We start from the raw sequence: 22709 nt of genomic DNA on the forward strand, positions 1-22709 counted from the left end.
TGAGTCGCGCACCATAGGCAAGGCGGGGCGGGATCGCCATGCCTCTGGCCACCGGCCCTTGCTTCTCCACAACCTGTCTTTCGCTTGCTGTTGGAGGGGCCTCAATTCCACCCTGGCACCCTCTAGGCGGCACGACCACTCGGTCCTGACCTCATGGCACGACGGCTCTACTTGGCTCGAACGAGCGGGAGAAACACGCTGTCGACCCAAGCTTTCCACAAGGCGGGCGGCGGCGCCGAAAAGGTCATGAGGATATGCCCCCCGAAAAGATCGCTCAGCAGGGAATCGACGGGCGGGGCGAGTTTTTCCCGATCAACCTCGCCGCGCGTCACGGCACGCTCGAGGATCGTCGGAAGCATTTGCCCATGCCCCCCCTTGATGAGCGAAGCGCGCAGGTCTTTTGGCGTGGAGGTGGTTTCGGTGAAATACGCACTCGATAGCAGCGAGAAAGTAGCGACGATCGCGGAGGTGCGTTCCGAGGCCCGGTCCAGGAATTCCAGTAGTTCCGTGCGCAGATTGCCTCGATCCGGCACGTCAATCGGGTTTTTCGCCATTTGCTGCCGAATGGCCGCGACGACGAGGGGCGCCTTGCCGTCCCAACGACGCCCGAGCACCGGGCGGCTGGTACCGGCCCTTTCGGCCACGGCCTCCATCGTCAGCCCGGCATAGCCGCGTTCGACCAGTTCGGACCACGCTGCTTCCAGAATCGCCTGTTCGAGATCCACTCCTCGACGTCGCTGTTGCATGAAATTCCTTATCTAAATAAGATGCATTTTCGCATCTTATTTCCACCACAATGCTATAACTAGATGCGCCAGTGTATCCTATATTTGGAGCTGGGCGTGACAAGTTTTCCTCTTCCACGGCGGCTGGCCGTGTTTCGAATCCGCACGGGCCTTGTGACATTCGGTAGGGTGAGCGAAAAGGCAACCGATCCCCACGCTGCTATGACGGCCTGTCTGCGGGATGTCCTGATACAAGTTCGGGTAACGACGGCCTGTTTGATTCTGCCTTTACTGTCCACCGGATGTGCTTCGGTTCCTCTCAAGTCTGCAGGCACGTTGACGAGCTATGACAAGCTCAGCAAACCAAAAGGACTGCTGTCAAAGTCGAGAAATTACGTCGATGCCAGTGCTTTGGCTTCCGTGAAGACTGTCGGTATCGTGCCGACCACGCTGACTCAGTCGGCCTCCGCGCGGGTGAAAACGCTGAGCGATCGGGCGATGGTTGCCAATGCACTTGATCGTGAGATCTGCGTCGCCCTGAGCGACAAGTTTCAGATCGTTAGACCGGGCGCGCCTGCTGACCTGATGGTTCGGACTGTGGTCACCGACATCGTACCGACCAACAGGGCAGTGGCGGTGCTCGCGACTGCCGTGACATTGGGCAGCGGCTTTGCCCTACCGGTCAGCGTTCCCAGGCTTCCTTTCGGCCTGGGTGGTCTGGCGGTCGAGGCGGAAGCCGTCGACAGCAAGGGCAACCAGCGCGCCGCGATGCTCTGGGCCCGCGGCGCCAACTCGATCTCGAACAAACCGCGCATGTCCGAAGTCGGTGACGCCTATGGCTTGGCGACGATGTTCGGGAGCGAGTTCTCCCGCATGCTCGTTACCGGAAAGGAGCCGCGCACGTTGGATATCAGGCTGCCATCCGGACAGCGGATACGATCCTGGCTGGGCGGCAAGCCGAAATATGCGACCTGCGACAGTTTCGGCCGGGCGCCAGGTCTTCTGGGCGTCGTCGCCGAAAAATTCGGGGCGCCGCCGGAATGGACCGACAAGCGCCCGCAAACCGCCCCCCAGCGTTAGATCGGTGCTTGCTTGTATCGTGGATGCCATGGCCTCGCCTCGGCCGGCCATCGCGGGGCGCTGTCCGGGAATAGCGCCTGTGTCGCTGCCTCCCGTATTTTCTCTCGGTACCCAAGAGGCTTGCCTCAATAAAATCGATGTGATTTATTCGCGTGGCGTCACTGCGCCCATCACGAGGCGGAACCGATCCGCCCGATCGAGGAAACACCCCAGGGAGAAACAAGATGCGCAAGCGTCTGGTTACCGCGCTGCTCGCCTCGGCCGTTGCCTTCGCAACCGCCTCGTCACAGGCCGAAGACCTCGTCACCAAGAGCCGGATCGGGCCGGCCGATGCTCCGAAATCACTGACCTTCCGGCTGACGGGAGACGGGCCTGACAGCACCGACCCGGTCTGGGCGGAGGGCTACAAGAAGCTGTTCGGCGACTTCATCCAGCGCCATCCCGGCTGGAAGATCGAGCTCGAACGCATGTCCGACAATATCGGCCAGGAACAGGCCCGCATGCTCGAACAGGCCAAGGCCGGGCGAGGACCCGATTGCGCCGCGGTGGATTCCTTCGTGCTGGCCCTGTTCATCGGCGCCGGCGTGCTCAAGCCGCTAGATGCCTATTTTACGAAGGACGAGGTCAATGATCTCTTCCCCTTCGTGCGCCAGGGCATCACCGGCAAGGACGGCAAGATCTATGCCTGGTGGTGGGATACCGATCTGCGCGTGCTCTACCGCAAGAAAGACGTCGTGCCGGAGGCCCCCAAGACCTGGGACGAGTTGAAGGCAGCGGCTCTCGCCTCCAAGGAGAAGGGTATGGAGGGTCTGCTCTTCAATGCCGGGCGTTGGGAGGCCACGACCTTCGACTGGCTCGCCAATTTCTGGAGCCAGGGTGGCAAACTCGTCGACGACACCGGCAAGCCCGTCTTCGCAGAGGGTGAGAACCGCGAGAAATTCCTGAAGGCCGTCAAATATTTCAAGGAACTTGTTGATTCCGGCGCCGCGCCCAAGCGCGTCACCACCATCATGAATTATGACGAGTTGAACGCCGCGGCCGCCGCCGGGACAACCGCTCTGTTCATCGGCGGCAACTGGCAATATGGCCAGCTCAAGACCATTCTCGAACCGGAAGCCTTCGAGCAATGGACCTTCTCGGAGATCCCGGGACCGACCGCCGGCCAGAACGCCACCGGTACCGGCGGCTGGACGGTCGGAGCCTTGGCCAACGATCCCGAGAAGGTTGCCATGTGCGCGGCGATCGCCAAGGAGGTCTATTCGGGCCTGGGCAATGCCCTCCAGCAGCAATTGCCAACCTCCAAGGCGCAATATGACAAGTTCGACGTCTTCAAGACCGAGGCGAACAAGACCTTTGCGGCGGCGCTCGCCCACGGCCAGGCCCGGCCGGGCGTGCCGATCTATGCGGAAATCTCCAACCAGATCCAGGTGATGATGGGCGAAGTGCTGGCCGGCACCAAGACGCCGGAAACGGCCCTCGATGCCGCCAATGCCGCCGTGCAGGCGGCCTATACCCGGCAGAAATAGGGGAGGGGCAACCGAATCCGCGGACTGATGCCAGACAGGAGAGGGACGCCATGTCGACGACCAGGGCCGCCATCGCCGCCGTGCCGCGCCGCCAGCGAGGGCTCGGCCTTGCAGGGCGGATCGACACCAATGCCTTCTCCTGGCTGGCGCCAGCCGTCTTGCTGCTCGCCGCCTTCTATCTCTACCCGATTATCGACGTCTTCCGCCTGTCCCTGACCAATGCGACGCTGCTCAGTTCCGAGGAGCGCTACACGCTCGACACCCTCTACGCCATGCTCGGCAATGCCGCGCTCGGCGATATCCTCCTCACCACCTTCATCTTCTGCGCGGCTAGCGTGATCGGCCAGCAGGCGGTCGGCTTCGGCATCGCCCTGGTGGTGGTGCGTGGCGAGCGCCGCCGCCTTCCCGGCATGACGGTGATCCGCACCATCGTGCTGATCGCCTGGGTCATTCCCGGTATCGCCAACGGCTTGATCTGGCAGATGCTGTTCTCCGAAGCGCCGTTCGGTGCGATCAACAGCGTACTGCGCCTGATGCACATAGCCCCGGTGGCCTGGCTGTCCGATCCCACCAACGCCATGATCTCGGCCATCATCTCCAATGTCTGGCGTGGCACGGCCTTCTCGATGATCGTGTTCTATGCCGCGCTCAAGGGCATCGACCCTACGCTCTATGAGGCGGCCAATGTCGACGGCGCCAATGGCTGGCAGAAATTCCGCTTCGTCACCCTGCCGATGATGCGCAGTGCCATCCTGGTCAACTCGATCCTGATCACCATCCAAACGCTCAACACCTTTGACGCCATCATCTCGCTCACCGGCGGCGGGCCGGGCCGGGCGACGGAAGTGCTCTCGCTCTTCACCTACAACACCGTCTTCCGCAACTACGACCTCGCCGGCGGCAGTATGCTCTCGGTGCTGATGCTGGCGATCAGCCTGGCACTGGCCCTGTTCTATGCCGCCTTCCTGCCGCGTTGGGAGGATCGGACATGAAGGGCGAGCGCCGCGAGAAATGGGGCGATGTCGCCACCTATATACTGGCCGTGCTGATCGCCGCCTTCTTCCTGACGCCGCTTCTATGGCTGCTGTCGCTGGCGCTGCGCTCGCGCCAGGAGGTCTTCCTCGGGGCTGCCCGCTTCATCCCCAAGCGCCCGACGCTCGCCAATTTCGCGCAGGTGCTGAGCGATCCCACCTTCCTGGTCTATCTGTGGAACGGTCTGAAGCTCTCGGCGCTCGGGGGGCTCGGCTGCCTCGCGGTGGCTGCACCCGCCGCCTATGCCTTTTCGCGCTTCTGGTTCGCCGGCCGCTCGGCCCTGATGATGGCGATCCTCGCCTTTCAGATGGTCTCGCCGCTGGTGATCCTGGTGCCGCTCTATCGCTATATGAGCGATCTTGGCCTGCTCAACAGCCATTTCGGCGTGATCATGGTCTATATCGCCGTGGGCATTCCCATGTGCACCTGGCTGCTCAAGAGCGCCATCGACGCCATTCCGCGCGAATTGGAGGAGGCGGCCGCCATCGATGGCTGCAGCCGCTTCGGCATCTTCTGGCGCATCACTTTGCCGCTGATCACGCCGGGCATCGCCTCGGCCTTCATCCTGATCATGATCCTCAACTGGTCGCAGTTCCTGATCCCCTTTCTGCTGCTCAACAAGGATCCGCAGCTGCCGATTTCGGTGGCGATCTTCAATTTCGCTGGCACGTCCAATGCCTCCACCACCCAGGTACTGGCGGCTGCCTGCCTGGTGGCGGTGGTGCCGGCCATCATCGCCTTCGTGGCGCTGCAGCGCATGGTGGTAGGAGCGCTAACTGCCGGAGCAGTTAAAGGTTAGATCGTAACATATTGTTTTATCTAGGAGTTTAAGATGTCACTCACGATCCAGCAGCGGATCGATCGCCTGAATGTCCGCGTGCTCGAGCTCGGTTTCTGGCGAGAGCACGAAAAGGTTGCCATCAAAGGCTGGACTTTCAATGGCGAACCGATCGCTCTCGGTGCCGACTGGCCCAGGCGCGACGGTGTCGTGCATTTCATGGCCAAGGCCGAGGTGCCTCAGTCCTGGCCGCTGGAGGAGACTCGCCTGATCCTCGATCTCGGCGGCGAGAGCCTGATCACGCTGAAGAGCGAGGCGGGACAGAAGCGCTACGGCCACGATCCCTATCATCACGAATATCCGGTGCCCGGCCGGCATTTCTCGATCGAGACGGACAGTGTTGCCCGGCTGCCCTTCGGCGAGCCGGTGCCCGAGCCTCGGCTGGTTGCGGCACGCCTCGTGCGCCTCGAACCATCCGTGCATCGTCTGCGCCTGCTGCTCAAGCAGGTGGCCGAGGTGGCGCACCTGCTGGGCGACCACGAGGTCGTGCCCCATCTCGTCGGCGCAGCGGAGCGCACTTATGCTGCGCTCGACTGGCCCTCGGCGACCTCGGACTATGTGGCGCGCATGGGCGACTACACCCAGCAGCGCTCGATCTGGCAATTGCCGGCACTGAAACCGAACCCTGACGGGCTGCGGCAGGACCACCGCGCCAGCGTGGCGGCGGCCCATGACAGACTGGTGGCCGAATTGCGCGCGCTCAAGGCCCGCTTTCCTCAGCAGGGCAAGCTCGGCATCACCGGCCATGCCCATATCGATCTCGCCTGGCTCTGGCCCTATGACGAGACCCGGCGCAAGGCCCGGCGCACTTTCCACACCGCGCTACGCTTGATGGAGCAGTTCCCGAGCTTCATCTTCAACCAGTCAACGGCCGCCTATTATGCCCAAATCGAGGAGGACGATCCGGCGCTGTTTGCCGATATCGTCGCCGCCGTGAAGAAGGGCCAATGGGAGACCATTGGCGGCATGTGGGTCGAACCCGATACCAACATGCCGACCGGCGAGAGCTTCGTGCGCCAGATCCTGTATGGCCAGCGCTATTTCCTGCGCCAATTCGGCGTGCGCCATCGCGTCTGCTGGCTGCCGGATTGCTTCGGCTTCTCGCCGGCTCTGCCGCAACTGCTCAGGCAGGGCGGCATGGATTCCTTCTTCACCATCAAGGTGAACTGGTCGGAAACCAACCGCTTCCCGCACGACCTCTTCTTCTGGGAAGGCCTCGACGGCAGCCAGGTGATTGCCCACACCTTCGACAATCCACTGCACGGCTATAATGGTTCGACTGAGCCGGCGGCCATCATTCCGACCTGGAAGAATTTCCGCCGCAAGGACATCCATGATGAAAGCCTGCTCGCCGTCGGTTATGGCGATGGCGGTGGTGGCACCACGCCCGAAATGCTGGAACGCCAGGCCCAGCTCGTCGATTTCCCGGCGATCCCGGCGCTCAGGCCGGTTCGGGTCGAGGATTTCTACGCTCGTATACACGATGAAGTGCCGGCGGAGAAAATCCCGGTCTGGTCTGGCGAGATCTATCTCGAACTGCACCGTGCCACGCTGACCACGCAAAGCCACACCAAAAAGCTGCATCGCCATGCTGAACGGGCGCTGATCACGGCCGAGACCGTCGCTTCATTGGCGGCGTTGCTCGGCGGCCCTCTGCCCGAGAGCCTTGAGCCGGCCTGGCGCAAGGTGCTCAAGAACGAATTCCACGACATCCTGCCGGGCTCGGGCATTCGCGAGATCTACGAGGATGCTGAGCGCGAACTCGGCGAGGCGCTGGCGACCGGCCGTGAAGCGCAGGAGGCCGGGCTCGCGGCAGTGGCGGCGCAGCTACCAAAGAGCGGGTCGACGGACGTGCTGGTGGTGGTCAACCCTGATCTCCATGCGCGACCCATCCGCTGCGAAATCGGTGGTGTTCCCCTTGCACCGGAAGGGACGGTGCCCCCGCTCGGCATTGCTGTTCTCGACCGCGGCGGGCTACATCCGTCAGATGGCCTCACTGTCTCGAAGACCGGCCTCGAAAACCGCTTCGTGCGGGTTGCCCTCAATGGCGACGGCACGCTCGCCAGCCTCTACGACAAGCGTGCCGGGCGCGAGGCGCTGGCCGGCCGTGGCAACCAGCTCTGGGCCTATGCCATGGACAAGCCGCGCAATTGGGATGCCTGGGACATCGAGGACGACTATACCGCCAATGGCCAGGAGCTGACGGCGGTGGAGGCGATCGACGTCGTCGAGACCGGTCCGCATCGCGTCGCCGTCAGGATCGTGAGGCGCTTCCGCGATTCCACCATCACCCAGACCCTGCGGCTATGGGCGAACTCGCCGCGCCTGGAGATCAGGACCGATCTCGACTGGCATGACCGCCGCGTGCTGCTCAGAACCCTGACGCCGGTGGCGGTGCGTTCGGACTTCGCCACCTTCGAATGCGCTTTCGGTGTCGTCAGGCGCTCGACCCGCGACAACACCTCCTGGGAGAGCGCCCAATATGAGGTGCCGGCCCATCGCTTTGCCGATCTGTCGGAGCCGGGTTTCGGCGTCGCCATCCTGAACGACGCCAAATATGGCCACAGCGTCAAGGGCAATGTGCTCGGGCTGAGCCTGGTGCGCGCACCCATCTATCCCGATCCGCTGGCCGACGAGGGCGAGCAGAGCTTCCTTTATGCGCTCCTGCCGCATCAGGGCAGCTGGCATGAGGGCGACGTGCGCGAGGAGGCGCTCGATCTGAACCAGCCGGTGCTGGCGCTCGCCACCACCGGCCTCCAGCCCGGGTCGCATCAGCCGCTCGCCGTCGAGGGCATCGCGGCCGGGCTCGGCGGTCTCAAGCAGGCCGAAGAGGGTGGAGGGCTCATCCTGCGCGTCTATGAGCCCGCCGGCGCCCGCGGTGCCTTCGCCGTCAAACCAGCCACGGGCTGGCGGCTCGGCGATGCCGTCGATATCCTCGAAGAGCCGGTGTCGCGTGCCGACGGCCCGGATCTCAAGCCTTTCGAAGTGCGCAGCTGGGTGCTGAAGAAAGGCTGAACGGCTACCGCAGAGTGGCTTCCTGGGAGCGCGGACGTCCCTACGACACTCAAGTGAGAGTCGGACGATCCGCTTTTCCCTCTCATCGAGCACCTCCTCTCCGGGAGCGGGCGGGGACCCCGCGCTGCCAGGAGAATGCCCACACCGAGCGCCATGGTTGACAAGATGGGATACCGTGCGGCTTGATCGGTCCGGATATGAAGTCTTCCCTCCTGCCGGGCGAACTCGCCGGCTCCAATTCCGGCCATGCCGCGAGCCACAATCAGGCTGTCATCCTGCGCACCATTCGCTGGAGCCAGCCGATCTCGCGCACCGAGCTCGCGCGGCGCTCCGGCCTCAGCAAGCAGGCCGTCGCCCGCATCACCGAAAAGATGCTCGACGACGGGCTGATCATCGAGGCGCGCCGGCGCTACGGCATGCGTGGGCAGCCGGCGATCGAGCTCGAAATCAATCCGGAAGGCTGTTTTTCGGTGGGTATCGGCCTCGGGCGCGATCACCTCACCATCGTCGCCGTCGATGCGCTTGGCACGGTACGCGACCGGCTCCATCGGGAGATACGCTATCTTCTACCTGACGCCTTCTTCGCCGAGGTGAAGGAAGCCCTGAAGACCTTCCGCCGCCGCCATGCCATCGACGAGAACCGGCTGGTTGGCATCGGCCTCGCCATTCCCGACCTTCTGGGTGAGATCCCCTTCATCGGCATGCCCGAGGCCTATTCCGTCTGGGAAGAGACGGATATCCGCGCCCGCTTTGCCGCCTTCACGGAACAGCCCGTTTTCATCGACAATGATGCGACGGCTGCGGCGATCGGGGAGCTCACCTACGGGCTCGGCGTGGAGATTCGCAGCTTCTTCTACATCTTCATCGGCGCGGGACTCGGCGGAGGCATCGTGCTCGATGGTGCCTGCTATCACGGCTCGAGCGGCATCAGCGGGGAAATCGGCTGGCTGCCGCTGTCGCCGGCGGGTGGGCGGGAAGGCGACGGCGTCCAGCCGCTCGGCCAGCTCGTCTCGCTGCTGCAGCTCTACGATTTTCTCGCCAGGCACGGCATCGCCGTCGCGCAGCCGCAGCAATTGCTGGCCCTCGACGAACGCGGTCGGGATCTGGTGGTGATCTGGCTGCGCATGGCCGCCCGGCATCTGGCCGAGGCAGCCATCGATATCGGCCTCCTGATCAATCCCGATGCGGTGCTGATCGGCGGTCGCCTGCCGGTGACCTTAATGGACAAGCTGCTGCTCTTCGTTCACGAGGAGCTTGCGCGCGATCCAAGGCCGATGCCACCGGTCTATCGTGCCGGTGGTTCGGAAGATGCGGCGGCGCTGGGGGCGGCAACCATGCCGCTCGCCCACGCCCTCAGGCTGGAGGCGGCAGATCCTGGACAGCGGACGCGTTCGCCCTTGCGTGCCCGCGATCTTCGCTAACGTTCTGGCGGACAAGGACGGTCCGGCGCATGTCCGGCAGCAGGATGTCGAGGAAAGGAATCGCCGCCATCCCTTGAGCCACGCCCTGCTCGGACAGCGTACTGCAGCGGATTTCCGGCAACCAGAACGGGTGTGTCGGGTCGATCATCCGGCTCCGGCGCAGCACCTGCAGGCGTGCGGCAAGCGCTTCCAGAAGCGGCGTCGGTAGGCGGCCGCCCACCACGATCAGGCGCGGTCCGATGAAGGCCGCCATGGCGATGATCATGTCGGTCAGATGCTCGGCGGCATCGTCGAGCCATTGCTGCACGGCAGGGTCCGACAGATCATGGCTGGGCAGGCGGCTGGTCGCCGCCACCTCGTCGAGATAGCGCCCGTCGCGGCCGGTGCGCATCAGTCCGACCAAGCCAGCCTTGTGCTCCGCACCGTCGAAGACGGTGCCGCCGATGATCATGCCGGCGCGAACGGTGGCGCCGAGCAGGACGAAGACGAAACTATCATCGGCCGTTGCAATCCCGGATTGCCTCTCGCTGATCGCTGCGGCGACCGTATCGCGTTCGACGATGGCCCGGTAGGGAGAAAGCGCGGCACGGATAGCCTCGGCATGTTCGCCTGCCGTCACTCCGATGCCGAACAGACGGCCGCCCGGCGCCGCCGTCGAGAGCCGGGAGGTCGCCCGCCGGATCCAGGTGGCGGCCTCGGCCGGTTCGCGCACCGAGCCCGGCGCTTCCTCGGCAAAGAGGAGCGTGCCGGCAAGATCGGTGGCGATCAGCCTCGCCCGCTCGCCGGCGAGGTCAACACCGATCGACACGGCGCTGCCCTGGCGAATGGCGAAGCGGTTCGAACGCGCCGAACTATTGGTCTCGATCAGGCCTTCGCCGGTCAGGCGGCGAAGGATATTGGCGATGCCCGGCACGGTGAGGCCGGTGACATGGGCGAGTTCGAGCCGCGTCATCGCACCGCCGCGCCGCAAGGCCTCCAAGGTGACGCGCAGATTGTGATCGGCGGCCTGTACCAGATTGAGGCCCGAAGTCTGGTCGCGCCTTTCGGGAAAACGTACGGGAAGCGGGGGGCTGCGATCGATCGGCATGGCTTCTTCGTCAGAAAGCTCGAGACGGGACTCCACCGACGATAGCCCATTGGTGCCCGCCAGGGCAGGGCTCGCCTGCGCGAAAGTGCGAAATCCTGTGCGTGCGACCGCGTAAATCACCCGCAAGGGCCATGTGGCTATAGTCGCCGAATCTCGGCACCGCCGTCATGCGCCGAATACTCGTTCGACTGCACCAGAGGAAATGAAGAATGGCGAATAATGGTCACGCCAAGATAATTCCCAGAAGAACACCAGAATCAGCGGCCATGCTGGCAAGTGTCAAGCGGGCGATGGCGATCACTGCCGCCCTCAACCGCTTGACGTTCAACGATGCGGATGAAGTCCGGGCGCTGTTCAGCGACCTCATCGGCAGGAAGGTGGACGACAGCTTTATGTTGATCCCGCCATTCTACACCACCGGTGGGACGGACATCCGCGTGGGGTGCAACGTTTTCGTCAATCAGAACTGTACATTCTACGACCTTGGCGGGCTGGATATTGCCGATGACGTGATGATTGGCCCGAATGTAAGCATCCTCACATCCAGCCACCCCGTCGAGCCTTCGCAACGGCGCGCCTCCGTCATCGCAAAGCCCGTTGCGATTGAGAGGAATGTCTGGATCGCAGCCGGCGTGACGATCATCGGTGGGGTGACGATCGGCGAAAACTCGGTTGTTGCGGCGGGTTCCGTGGTCACCAGGGACGTGCCCCCAAATATGCTCGTCGCAGGCAACCCGGCCAGGATCATTCGTTCGATTGGCGACTGAGGGCGCTTCCGCGAGAAACCCGTTCCAGGCAATGCGCTTGGCCTTGATGTCGGTTGACTTTCCGATAGTAAAGCTATTTTCTTTTAGGAAAAATAACTTTCCAAGAAGAGGAGGGCGCGTTGAAGCTGTTCATCGCCGGTCTCGATACCGAGACCAACACGTTTTCGCCGATGCACACGGGCTATGAATCCTATGCCGAGAATCTGATCGCCCATGGCGATGCCACTTCGAGGCCGCTGAATTGCTGCTCGGCGCAGCTTGCCGTCTGGCGAGCCCGAGCCGAGGTGCGGGGATGGCATGTGGCCGAGAGCCTGTGCGCCGTGGCCGAGCCCGGCGGTGTCACCACGCGCTCGGTCTATGAGGCCTTCCGCGATGAGATCCTGCGCGATCTCGCCACCGCCATGCCGGTCGATGCCGTCCTGCTCGCTTTGCATGGGGCCTGCGTGGCCGAGGGCTATGACGATGTCGAGGGCGATCTTCTCGGCCACGTTCGCGCGCTGGTGGGACCTGACGTGCCGGTGGGCGCCGAACTCGACCTGCATTGCCATCTTACCGCACGCATGCTTGATCAGGCCACTTTGCTGGCGACCTATCTCGAATATCCCCACACTGATATCGAGGAACGAGCCGACCATTTGTTCAGGCTTATGGCCCAGGTGCTTGCCGGCGAGGCCCGTCCTGTGATGGCGCTGTTCGATTGCCGGATGATCGGCACCTTCCGCGTCCATGAGCAGCCCTTGCGCGACCTCGTCGACCGCATGAAGGCACAGCAGGGGCGTGACGGCATCCTGTCCGTCTCCTTCGGACATGGCTTTCCCTGGGGCGATGTCGCCGATGTCGGCGCCAAGATGCTGGTGGTAGCCGATGGTGACGGACGGCAGGCACGGGCGGTGGCTACCCACTTCGGCCAGGAGATCTTCGCACAGCGCCACAGACTGCAGCCGGATTATCTCGACATGGACGAGGCGCTCGATCGGGCCTGCGCCATCGAGGGCGGTCCCGTCGTGCTGGCCGACGTCTCCGACAATGCCGGCGGCGGCGCGCCGGGCGACTCCACCTTCCTGCTCCGTCGTGTCATCGAGCGCGGCATTCGCAATGTCGCGAGCTGCCTTTATTGGGATCCGATCGCCGTGAGGCTTTGCCGGGAGGCGGGCGAGGGAGCCACGCTGCCGCTCAGGATCGGCGGCAAGATCGGCGTCGCTTCCGGCGATCCGATCGATCTGACCGTCACGGTCCGGCGCGTCGCTTCCGGCATCACACAGCGTTTCGGCCAGGTGCCGATTGCGATCGGCGATGCGGCCTGGGTCAGCGCCGACGGGATCGATCTCGTGCTCAACAGCGTGCGCAGCCAGGCCTTCCATCCCGAATGCATGACCGCGCTCGGTCTCGATCCGGCCACGCGCAAGCTCGTGCTGGTCAAATCGATCAACCACTTCCGCGCGGGTTTCGAGCCGATTGCTCGCGAGATCCTGTATGTTGCGACACCGGGGGCTCTGCAGCCGCGGTTCGAGCGCATACCCTACACCAAGCTCGCGCGGCCTTATTGGCCCAAGGTGGACGACCCCTTTGCCGAGGCTGGCACCTGACGGGACAGCGCCCCGATGCAGTAGCCACTACGAATATATAATTATTCGCTTTTTCAATAATTTAGTAGAATTATCTAATGTATTTTTTATCGAAAGCTCCCTGACCGTCGGCGGGATACCCTAGATTGCCGCCTTCAACTCTGCAGCCCTGTGGCAGCGCACCCGGCGCCCCTCCATGGCGGCAATGGCCTCGTCATAGACCGTCAGTGCCTGGGGCCTGTCGCAGCCTGCGGCGGCGGATTGGCAGCGTTCACGATAGAAGCAGCCGGCGGGCAGCACCCGGTTGTTGGGCAGTTCGCCGACCCGGTTTGCCGCAAGCTGGGGCAATGGGTGCTCGAGGCTCGGCACCGTTGCCAGCAACGTGCGGGTATAGGGATGGGCGGGCTGCTCCAGCACCGCCTGCGCTGGGCCGGATTCGACGATCTGGCCGAGATACATCACTGCGACGCGATCGCAGAAATGACGCACCAGCGAGACGTCGTGGGAGATCAGGAGATAGGCGAGATTGCGCTCGCGCTGCAGCTTGAGCAGCAGATTGATGATCTGCGCCTGCACGGAGACGTCGAGCGCCGAGGTCGGCTCGTCGAGGATCAGCAGGTCCGGATCGGTGCTGATCGCCCGGGCTACGGCGATGCGCTGGCGCTGGCCGCCGGAGAAGGCGTGTGGCAGGCGGTCGAGAAGCTCTGGTCTCAGGCCCACCGCCGCCGCGAGTTCGGCGGCGCGCGCCCTGAGGGCCGCCCTGGTCATGCCGCCGCGCACATGCAGCGGTTCGGTGATCAAGCGCCATACCGGCATGCGCGGATCAAGCGAGGATTGCGGATCCTGAAAGACGATCTGCATGCGCTGGCGGATGTCGCGCTGCGCCTGGCCCTGCGCCAGGCGCAATTCGGCGCCGCCGATCAGCACGCGTCCAGAGCCGTGGCCGACAAGGCCGATGATCGCCTGGACCAGGGTGCTCTTGCCGCAGCCGGATTCACCGACAATGCCGAAGCTTTCGCCCGGTCGCACGACGAGGTCGACGCCGTTGACGGCATGGACATAAGGTCTCTCACGCTCGAACCAGCCGCGCGGCAGAGGAAAACGGACACGCAAGTCCTCGACGGCGAGCAGGGGCGCCTCCGTCACGAGGCGCTCCCCTGGTGGCGAATGGCCTGGCGCTGCCAGCAGGCGACGAGACGTTGCGGGGCCGGGGAGGTCGACTGCGGCTTGGTCAGGCATCGGGCGGTGGCCTCGGGACAGCGGGGACGGTAGAAGCAGCCTTCGGGCGGATCGAACAGATTGGGCACCGTGCCGGGAATGGCTTCCAGCTCGGCCTTGGGCGCGACGCGCTCCGGCAGGCAGCGCAGCAGAGCCTGGGTATAGGGATGCTGCGGCTCCTCCAGCACGGCGCGGGTCGGGCCTGCCTCGACGATGCGTCCGGCGTACATGACGTAGAGGCGATCGCACAGCTGCGACACCACCGCCATGTTGTGGGAGATGAACACGACGGAGGTGCCGGTGCGGCGGGCGCGGTTCTGGATGAGCCGCAGGATGACCGCCTGCACGGTCACGTCGAGCGCCGTGGTCGGCTCGTCGGCAATGATCAGGCCTGGATTGCAGGAAAACGCCATGGCGATCAGGACGCGCTGGCGCATGCCGCCGGAGAGCTCGAAGGGATAGGCCCGCATCACCCGTTCCGGCTCGGGGATGAGCATGTCGGCCAGGATCGCCCGGGCGGTTCGCTCGGCCTCGTCCCGGCCGACCTGCTCATGCCGGCGGATCACCTCGACGAGCTGCCGCCCTATGCGGATGGTCGGGTTGAGGGCGTTCATCGGCTCCTGGAAGATGGTCGAGACCAGCTTGCCGCGCACATCCTGCAGCGTTGCCTCATCCATGGCAAAGGGATCGCGGCCGAACAGGCGGATGCTGCCGGCAGTAACGCGATAGCCCCCTTGCGGGAGCAGGCGGGTCGCCGCCATGGTGGTGACGGACTTGCCGCAGCCGGACTCGCCGACGAGGCCGACGATCTCGGCCTGGCCGACCTCGATCGAGACGTCGTCGAGCGCCTTGACGGCGCCGCCATAGGTCGGAAATTCCAGCGACAGGCCGCTGATCGACAACGGCAGCGCGGAGGGAGCAGTTGCGGCGGCCATCAGCGCGACCTCATTTTCGGATCGAGGAGGTCGCGGATACCATCGCCGAGCAGGTTGCAGCCCATGGCCGTCACCAGGATCGCAAGGCCCGGAAAGGTGCTGTACCACCACTGGTCGAGGATGAAGCGGCGGCCGCTGCTGACGAGCGCGCCCCATTCCGAGGTCGGCGGTTGCGCCCCGAGCCCGAGAAAACTGAGGGCGGCGGCGATGAGGATGATGTTGCCGAGATCGAGCGTTGCCTGCACGATCAGAGGCGACAGTGCGTTGGGCAGCACATGCCAGCGCAGGATATAGAAGGGCGAGGCCCCGTAAGTGCGGGCTGCTCGCACATAGACCCTTTCGCGCAGCGACAAGGTCTGGCCGCGCGCCAGCCGGACATAAGCGGGAATGCGCACGATGGCGACTGCGAGCATGGCGTTGACCAGGCTCGGTCCGAGTGCGGCCGCCAGAGCCATGGCGAGCACCAGCGCGGGCAGTGCCAAGAGGACGTCCATCAGCCGCATGATGACGGTGTCAAGACGGCCGCCGAGGATACCCGACAGGCAGCCGATCAGCGCGCCGGCGATGGTCGAGATCGCCACGATGAGAAAGGCGGCGCCGCAGGAGGCGCGCGCACCATAGATGACGCGAGAGAACAGGTCCCGCCCGACTTCGTCGGTGCCGAACCAATGGGCCGCGCTCGGCGGCTTCAGGCGCAGGGACAGGGCGACCTTGTCGGGATTGTAGGGTGCGAGCAGGGGTGCCGCGGCGATGATCACCAGGACCATGAGGACGATGGCAAGGCCGATCACGGTCAAAGGTTGCCGGCGCGACAGATAGCCAAGATAGGCAAGGCGTTCGCGCAGCTTCGAGGGAGAACGTGCACTGGTCGCTTCGGGCGCCTGCATGGTCATCAGCCGATCTCCCTGATTTGCGGGTCGGCGGCCATATAGGCCAGGTCGATCATGAGGTTGATCAGGACATAGCCGATCGAGGCGACCACGGTGAAACCCATGATGGCGGGGAAATCGAGGGTCTGGATCGAAGTCACGACATAGCTGCCCATACCCGGCCAGGCGAAGATCGTCTCGGTCAACACGGCGCCATAGAGCAGGTCGCCGAGAGCGAGCCCGAGCAGGGTGATGGAAGGGATCAGCGCATTGCGCAGGGCATGATTGAAAATGACGGCCCGCCGGCGCAACCCGCTCGCCCAGGCGGTGCGGATATAGTCCTCCTGCAGCACTTCCAGCATCGAGGCGCGGATCTGGCGGGTGATCACGCCCAGATTGGCGAAAGCGAGCACGACGCTTGGCAAAATGAGGTGGCGGACGGCGCTTGCAAAAGCATCGAGGCGTCCCTGGAGCAGGGAATCGACCAGGAAGAAGCCGGTCATCGGCCGCAGCGGCGGAATTTCCATGGCGAGACGGCCGCCACCCGGCAGGATCTGCAGCTTGGCGTAGAAAAGCAGGATCAGGATCAGGCCGAACCAGAACACCGGCATGGAAATGCCGCAGACCGAGACCACCCTGGCAATCTGGTCGACCAGCCCGTCCTTCTTCACCGCCGATGCCACGCCGAGGGGAACGCCGATCAGCACCGCCAGGAACAGGGCTGTGATACCCAGTTCCAGCGTTGCCGGCAGGAAGGTGGCGATATCGGCGGCGACCGACCGGCGGGTTCGCAGCGAGGTGCCGAGATCGCCCTGGACGAGCTTGCCGACATAGATCGCGAACTGATCCGTCACCGGGCGATCGAGGCCGAGATCGCGGCGGACATTTTCGAGCGTCTCGGCACTGGCCCGATCGCCGGCGATCAGCCGGGCCGGATCACCGGGAATGAGATGGGAAATGACGAAGGTGATGACGACAACGCCAAACACCACCAGGAACAGGAACAGACCGCGCTGGCCAATGATGCGCGCGAATGTCATCGGCTTGTCTCTCCTTGCTGGGGTGCCTGGTGAGGCTTAGCCATCCTGCGATCTAACGCAAACGGAGCCGATGGCACCGCGTACCACCGGCTCCGGCTATCGTCAGTCCGCCTTGGACATGGCTGCGAAATTATAGACCTGGATCAGCATGGGATTGTAGACATAGCCCTTCACCGCAGCCCGGCGGGCGAAGATGTCGTTCTTCTGCACGAGATAGAGATAGGGCGCGTCCTGTGTCGACAGCTTCTGAGCCTCCAAATAGAGCTGCTGGCGCTTGGGCTGGTCGACGATGCTGCCGGCCTCGCGGATCAGCGCCGTGACCTTGGGATTGTCGTAGAAGGCGCGATTGCCGGGGGCGCCCTTGCGGTCTGGATCGAACCAGTAGTTCATGAACATGTAGGGGTCGGCGAAATCGGGGGTCCAATCGCCGGCCGCCAGCTCGAAATTGCCGTTGGCCACCATTTCGCGCTTGGTGGTGTCGGCCAGCGATTGCAGATCGAGCTTGATGCCGACATCAGCGAGATTGGCCTGCAGCGCCAGACCCACCGGCTCCCAGATCGGGTTGGCCTGGGAGAAGGTATAGGTGAAGTGCAGATTCGACTGCCCGGCTTCCTTCAGCAGGGCCTTGGCCTTTTCCGGATCGTAGCTGTACTGGAAGCCCGAGGGGTCATGGCCCCACATGCCATCGGGTACGGCGCCGCGCATCTGTTCGGCCTGGCCCAGCATGATGCCTTCGACGATACCCTTGTAGTCGACGGCATAGGAAATCGCCTGGCGCACGCGTGGGTCGTTCAGCGGCGGTTTGGTGTTGTTCAGATAGATATAGGTGACGTAGAGGCTCGGATTGCTCTCCACGACCACGGAGGATTCCTTGCCGAGCGCTTCGGCCTGCTCGACGGGAACCTGCTCGATGATGTCGGCATCGCCATTGAGAAGCTGCAGCCGGCGCGCCGAGATGTCACCGACGATACGCACCACCACCTGCTTGAAGGCGGGCGCGGGGCCGGCATAATGGCTGTTGCGCTCCAGCACCGTGCTCTGGTTGCGCTCCCAGCTGGCAATGCGGAAGGCACCGCTGCCGGCGCTGTGCTCGGCGAGCCAGGCTTTGGCCATGTCGCCGTCCTTCTCATGCGCCATCACCTTGGGATTGACGATGGCCGCACCTGAGGTGGCGAGGGCCGAAAGGAAGGGCGAGAAGGGCGCTGACAAGACGAAGCGGACTGTCATGGGATCGACGATCTCGACGGTCTTCAGCGTGGGCAGGGCGTCCGAAGGGCCGGCCTTCAGCTTCATCAGGCGGTCGAAGCTGAACTTGACGGCGGCGGCATCGACCGGCGAGCCATCGTCGAATTGATGGCCGGGCGCCAGCTTGAAGGTCCACACCAGCTTGGCATCATCAACCGTCCAGCTTCCGGCCAGCTCTGGTATCACCTCGGTGGAGCTGCCCTTATAGGCGACCAGCCGCTCATAGGCGGCATAGGTGAAGGTATAACCCTTATTGTCGATCTCGACGCCGGGGTCGGCGGTGGGTGCATCCTCGGATCGCGCCACTACCAAGACGTCCTTGGCTCCCGCCATGGCGCCTTGGCTGAGGCAGGTGGCGAGAAGCAGGGCGAGCCCTATGGTTTTGAGTTGAGTCGAGATCATGCGCCCTCTCCGGCATTGGATGGATGAGATCTGTGCCGGTTTCCGGCTTGGTGATCCATCGCGTAAGAATGCCGCGATTTTTCCGAAGCGCAATCAATTTTTCTGATGCTATATGTCGCCGGCAGTCTTTTTCGCACGCGGTTTGCGTGCAGCGGGTCCCGGCCTGGCATCCTGGGTGGCGGCAATTAGGTCGGTCTCGCTGATCGAGCAGATGCAGAGCACGCGAGCCGGCTCCTCACTGACCGAAATATAGGCGTGCCCCATGGCGGCATCGAAATAGCAGGATTCGCCGGCCTTCAGCCGCACCGGCGCGTAGTATTCGGTATGCAATTCGAGTTCGCCTTCGAGCACATAGGTGTATTCTTCCCCGACATGGCGGATGAAGGGGCCGAATTCGGTCATGCTTCTGGCGTGGGCGAGGGCCATGATCGGCACCATCGCCTTTTTCGAAATGTCCGTGCAGAGGTAGAAATAATCGTAATTGCTGGTCTTGATCGGCCGCCCTTCGCCGATTCGGCTAATGGCCCGGCGGGCCAGCGGCGCCTGGCTGGCCTCGGCCGTGCGGGTGCCGAACAGCTCGACGATGTCGACGCCGAGCCCTTCGGCGAGCTGGATCAGCCGATCATAGGTGAGCGACATCTGGTTGTTCTCGACCTTGGACAGGGTCGAGACCGCCAGCCCGGTCATCGCGCTCATCTGCGACAGGGTCCACTGGTTGCGGATTCGTATGTCCCGAAGGCAATCGCCCAGGCTGGCCTTGGCCTCCGTCGCGGATGCTGGCTTGGCGGGAAGTTTGATCGGTGGCCTGCTCTGATTTTTCATCACGATAATGATAACGCAGACAAGTTCTTGCGCAAATCGGAAAAATAATTGATCAATAGGAAAATTATCTTTCCAGCGGGATTGGCAGTGGGCAAGGCAGCGTTCGATTTCGTCATTATCGGCGGCGGCATGGCGGGGGCGTCCCTGGCCTATGAACTGGCGGAGACCGACCGCGTGTTGCTGATCGAGCGCGAGCAGTTCTGCGGCTATCATACGACCGGCCGGTCGGCGGCCCTGTTTTCCGAAACCTATGGCAACGCTACGATCCGGGCGCTGACGCGGGCCAGCCGCGGCCTTTACGAAGCGCCGCCTGCCGGATTTGCCGATCTTCCCCTGTTGACGCCGCGGCCGGTTCTGTTCATCGCGCGCGCCGATCAGGTAGTACGCCTTGCCGCCTTCACCGACATCCTCGCCGAGGCGAGTGGCAAGAAGCCGACGGTGCTCGATACCGCTCAGGCGCGTGCGCATGTGCCGATCTTGCGGACCGATTATGTCGCCCAGGCGCTGCTCGACGGCAGTTCCAGGGATATCGACGTGCACGCTTTGCATCAGGGCTATCTGCGGGGCGCGAAAGCGCGTGGCGCCGAACTCGTCACTTCGGCCGAGCTGTTAGGCCTCGACCGGCAGGCCGGGCGTTGGCGGATCCGGACCTCTTCAGGTTCGTTCGAAGCCGGGACCGTGATCAACGCCGCCGGAGCCTGGGCCAGCACCGTCGGTGGGCTGGCCGGCGCCTCCACCGTGGTGCTGACGCCGCTACGCCGGACGGCAATGATGCTGGACATGCCGCGTGGCTTTGATGGCACCGCCTGGCCGATGGCGATCGACATCGACGAGGCTTTCTATTTCAAGCCGGATGCCGGCCGGCTGCTGGCGTCGCCGGCCGACGAGACGCCGAGCGATCCCTGCGACGCCCAGCCCGAGGAACTCGACATCGCCATTGCCATCGACCGCATCCAGCGCGCGGCCGATCTGCCGGTCCGTACCATCGCCCGGCGCTGGGCCGGCTTACGGACTTTCGCCGCCGATCGCAGTCCGGTGGTCGGCTATGATCCGAAGGCCGAGGGCTTCTTCTGGCTGGCGGGGCAGGGCGGCTACGGAATCCAGACGGCGCCGGCTCTCGCGAGAGCTGCTGCCGCGCTCGTCCGCTGCAGGCCTGTCGAAGAGGCGGTCCTGGCCGAAGGCTTCGATCCTACCGCTGTCTCACCCGCCCGTCCCGGGCTCGAGGCCGCGATCGTGCCGCACGAGGCAGCCGAGGCCTGAGATTGCTGGAGGAGGCAACGGCTTTCAAAATGGCCCAGGGCTGCGGATGAACAGCCAGGAGCCGAGCCTGTCGGCCCCGCCAGGCTGGTCGTCTTCGAGCCAGCCGCATTTGCGATAGAAGTTTCGCGCCACCTGGTTCCGCGTCTGGCATTTCAACGATAGGGCCGGACCGTATCGCCTGATGGTCTCGCCGAGCAACGTGGCCCCGATGCCGCAACCGGCGAGGTCGGGATCGATATAGAGGTGATGCAGAAAATTCTCCGGCATATAGACAGCGGCAAATCCGGCGACCTGATTGTGCGTCTCGGCCACCAGAATCTGTTCGCCCTTGGTGACCTCATCGAAGCCGGGGCCGTCGAAGACGGGCCAATCGGCCCAGTAGAAGGCCATCCGCCCGGCCTTGGACAGGATTCTGGCGCAAGGCTCGCGGTCGGCGGAGCTGAAATCGCGGATCATTACGTCGATCGGCACGCAATCCTCCCTTGCAGGGGAGGCGAGCATGGAGAGCGGCTTGCCCTTGCCATCCCTGGAGCAGATGCGTTCGAGCGCAGGCATCCCCCACGCTCTCACACCCTGTTTCAGGCGTCTTTGCCATTTCCGCCGATTCCGTCAAATCGCGATGGGCTCAGGACAGGCGTGCAACGGCCGCTGTAATACGCCGGCAGGCCTCCTGCAATTCGCCGGTCGAAGTGGCATAGGAGATGCGGAAATATGGGCCGAGACCGAAAGCCGATCCGGGAACCACGGCCACGTCTACCGAGCGCAGCAGATAGTCGGTGAAAGCATGGTCGCTATCGAGGATGACGCCATCCGGCGTCGTCTTGCCGATCAATCCGCCGCAGCTCGCGAAGGTGTAGAAGGCGCCCTCGGGAACCCGGCAGGAAATACCCTCGATCGCGTTCAGCGCCTCGACGACCAGGTTGCGGCGCGCCTTGAAGGATTGGCATCTTTCGCTGACGATCGCCTGCGGGCCGGCCAGGGCCTCGACGGCGGCGGCCTGGCTGATGGAGGAGGGGCAGGAGGTCGACTGGCTCTGGACGATGGCCATGGCCGCGATCAGGGGAGCCGGACCACCGGCATAGCCGATGCGCCAGCCTGTCATGGCATAGGCTTTCGACACGCCGTTCACCGTCAAGGTCCGCCCGGCGAGTTGAGGTTCGAGCGCGGCCGGCGTCACGAAGGCAAAATCGTCATAGACGATGTGCTCATACATGTCGTCGACCATGAGCCAGACTTGCGGGTGGCGCAGCAAGATCTCGATGAGGGGGTGGTAATGCTCGGCCGCGTAAGCCGCGCCTGACGGATTGGACGGCGAATTGAGCATCAGCCAGCGCGTTCGCGGCGTGATCGCGCACTCGAGGTCCTCCGCCGATAGGCGGAAGCCGTTCTCCTCGCGGCAGGGCACGAGCACGGGCGTGCCGCCCGCAATCTTGACGATGTCGGCATAGGTCACCCAGAACGGGGTGGGGATGATCACCTCATCCCCTTCGTCGATGGTCGCCATCATGGCGTTGTAGAGGACCTGCTTGGCGCCGGCCGCGACCGTGATCTGGTCGAGGCCGAAGTCCAGCCCGTTGTCGCGCCGGAACTTCTCGCGGATCGTCGCCTTCAGCTCGGCCGTGCCGTCGAGGGCGGTATACCTGGTCTTGCCGTCGGCGATAGCCCGCACAGCCGCTTCCTTGATATTGGCGGGCGTATCGAAATCGGGCTCCCCGGCACCGAGTATGATCACGTCCCGGCCGGCCTTCTTGCGCTGCTGGGCCAGGGCCGTGATCCGGAGGATCTCCGACACCCCGATGGCCTCGATCCGGCGCGCGGGGCGAAAGCCCCGCGCCATCTGCACATTCATGTTCATGACGGGC

19 protein-coding genes are annotated in these 22709 nt (G+C 64.0%); 9 read left to right on the forward strand and 10 right to left on the reverse strand.

The features are described from left to right. Window positions 1-167: 167 nt before the first annotated feature. A complete protein-coding gene (locus ACZYTC_RS25205; protein WP_434960861.1) occupies window positions 168-746 on the reverse strand; it encodes a TetR/AcrR family transcriptional regulator in 579 nt (192 codons plus the stop codon). Between the two features lie 201 nt (window positions 747-947). Between ACZYTC_RS25205 and ACZYTC_RS25210 the strand changes: the two genes are divergently transcribed. The 6 genes from ACZYTC_RS25210 (at window position 948) to ACZYTC_RS25235 (ending at window position 9637) form a co-directional block, all read left to right on the forward strand. Further along, the gene (locus tag ACZYTC_RS25210) at window positions 948-1805 is read left to right on the forward strand and encodes a DUF3313 domain-containing protein (RefSeq protein ID WP_488990931.1); all 858 of its coding nucleotides are present in this window, start codon (window positions 948-950) and stop codon (window positions 1803-1805) included. A 224-nt stretch (window positions 1806-2029) separates the two neighbouring features. After that, window positions 2030-3331 carry an extracellular solute-binding protein gene (locus tag ACZYTC_RS25215; RefSeq protein ID WP_488990840.1) on the forward strand — a complete coding sequence of 434 codons (1302 nt, stop codon included), beginning with the start codon at window positions 2030-2032 and terminating at the stop codon, window positions 3329-3331. Between the two features lie 50 nt (window positions 3332-3381). Further along, entirely contained in the window at window positions 3382-4323 is a 942-nt protein-coding gene (locus ACZYTC_RS25220; protein WP_434960858.1) for a carbohydrate ABC transporter permease, read from the forward strand. Further along, complete coding sequence (locus ACZYTC_RS25225; RefSeq protein ID WP_454818056.1) at window positions 4320-5162, forward strand: carbohydrate ABC transporter permease; 843 nt, start codon at window positions 4320-4322, stop codon at window positions 5160-5162. Before ACZYTC_RS25220 ends, ACZYTC_RS25225 begins: the two co-directional genes overlap by 4 nt. Before the next feature lie 33 nt (window positions 5163-5195). Then, window positions 5196-8216: an alpha-mannosidase gene (locus ACZYTC_RS25230; RefSeq protein WP_488990841.1), complete on the forward strand. Its 3021-nt coding sequence runs from the start codon at window positions 5196-5198 to the stop codon at window positions 8214-8216. A 197-nt stretch (window positions 8217-8413) separates the two neighbouring features. Then, window positions 8414-9637 carry an ROK family transcriptional regulator gene (locus ACZYTC_RS25235; protein ID WP_488990842.1) on the forward strand — a complete coding sequence of 408 codons (1224 nt, stop codon included), beginning with the start codon at window positions 8414-8416 and terminating at the stop codon, window positions 9635-9637. On the opposite strand, the gene ACZYTC_RS25240 is transcribed toward ACZYTC_RS25235, so the two are convergent. Beyond that, window positions 9570-10724: an ROK family transcriptional regulator gene (locus ACZYTC_RS25240; protein ID WP_454818050.1), complete on the reverse strand. Its 1155-nt coding sequence runs from the start codon at window positions 10722-10724 to the stop codon at window positions 9570-9572. The genes ACZYTC_RS25235 and ACZYTC_RS25240 overlap by 68 nt on opposite strands. A 209-nt stretch (window positions 10725-10933) precedes the next feature. Between ACZYTC_RS25240 and ACZYTC_RS25245 the strand changes: the two genes are divergently transcribed. Further along, a complete protein-coding gene (locus tag ACZYTC_RS25245; protein ID WP_454818048.1) occupies window positions 10934-11491 on the forward strand; it encodes a sugar O-acetyltransferase in 558 nt (185 codons plus the stop codon). 119 nt (window positions 11492-11610) lie between these two features. Further along, a complete protein-coding gene (locus ACZYTC_RS25250; RefSeq protein ID WP_488990843.1) occupies window positions 11611-13077 on the forward strand; it encodes a M81 family metallopeptidase in 1467 nt (488 codons plus the stop codon). A gap of 120 nt (window positions 13078-13197) precedes the next feature. Here ACZYTC_RS25250 and ACZYTC_RS25255 read toward each other — a convergent pair whose 3' ends face one another. From ACZYTC_RS25255 to ACZYTC_RS25280, 6 genes are all read right to left on the reverse strand, one after another. Further along, complete coding sequence (locus ACZYTC_RS25255) at window positions 13198-14202, reverse strand: oligopeptide/dipeptide ABC transporter ATP-binding protein (RefSeq protein WP_434960851.1); 1005 nt, start codon at window positions 14200-14202, stop codon at window positions 13198-13200. Continuing rightward, the gene (locus ACZYTC_RS25260; protein WP_434960850.1) at window positions 14199-15209 is read right to left on the reverse strand and encodes an ABC transporter ATP-binding protein; all 1011 of its coding nucleotides are present in this window, start codon (window positions 15207-15209) and stop codon (window positions 14199-14201) included. The genes ACZYTC_RS25255 and ACZYTC_RS25260 overlap by 4 nt, the downstream gene beginning before the upstream one ends. Next, the gene (gene ddpC, locus ACZYTC_RS25265) at window positions 15209-16102 is read right to left on the reverse strand and encodes a D,D-dipeptide ABC transporter permease (RefSeq protein ID WP_434960849.1); all 894 of its coding nucleotides are present in this window, start codon (window positions 16100-16102) and stop codon (window positions 15209-15211) included. Before ddpC ends, ACZYTC_RS25260 begins: the two co-directional genes overlap by 1 nt. Further along, window positions 16102-17118 carry an ABC transporter permease gene (locus ACZYTC_RS25270; RefSeq protein WP_434960848.1) on the reverse strand — a complete coding sequence of 339 codons (1017 nt, stop codon included), beginning with the start codon at window positions 17116-17118 and terminating at the stop codon, window positions 16102-16104. The genes ddpC and ACZYTC_RS25270 overlap by 1 nt, the downstream gene beginning before the upstream one ends. A gap of 102 nt (window positions 17119-17220) precedes the next feature. After that, the gene (locus tag ACZYTC_RS25275; protein WP_434960847.1) at window positions 17221-18765 is read right to left on the reverse strand and encodes an ABC transporter substrate-binding protein; all 1545 of its coding nucleotides are present in this window, start codon (window positions 18763-18765) and stop codon (window positions 17221-17223) included. A 108-nt stretch (window positions 18766-18873) separates the two neighbouring features. Beyond that, window positions 18874-19587 (reverse strand): helix-turn-helix domain-containing protein, encoded by a 714-nt coding sequence (locus tag ACZYTC_RS25280; protein ID WP_434960846.1) that lies wholly within the window; start codon window positions 19585-19587, stop codon window positions 18874-18876. An 87-nt stretch (window positions 19588-19674) separates the two neighbouring features. Here ACZYTC_RS25280 and ACZYTC_RS25285 point away from each other — a divergent pair, with 87 nt between their 5' ends. Continuing rightward, on the forward strand, window positions 19675-20847 hold the full coding sequence (locus tag ACZYTC_RS25285) for an NAD(P)/FAD-dependent oxidoreductase (RefSeq protein ID WP_488990844.1): 1173 nt from the start codon (window positions 19675-19677) through the stop codon (window positions 20845-20847). Window positions 20848-20871: 24 nt separating this feature from the next. Here ACZYTC_RS25285 and ACZYTC_RS25290 read toward each other — a convergent pair whose 3' ends face one another. After that, entirely contained in the window at window positions 20872-21402 is a 531-nt protein-coding gene (locus ACZYTC_RS25290) for a GNAT family N-acetyltransferase (RefSeq protein ID WP_488990845.1), read from the reverse strand. A 70-nt stretch (window positions 21403-21472) separates the two neighbouring features. Further along, window positions 21473-22702, reverse strand: coding sequence for a pyridoxal phosphate-dependent aminotransferase (locus tag ACZYTC_RS25295; RefSeq protein WP_488990846.1), 1230 nt, complete (start codon window positions 22700-22702; stop codon window positions 21473-21475). Window positions 22703-22709: the final 7 nt, after the last annotated feature.

This window comes from Labrys sp. F242 (assembly GCF_057813875.1).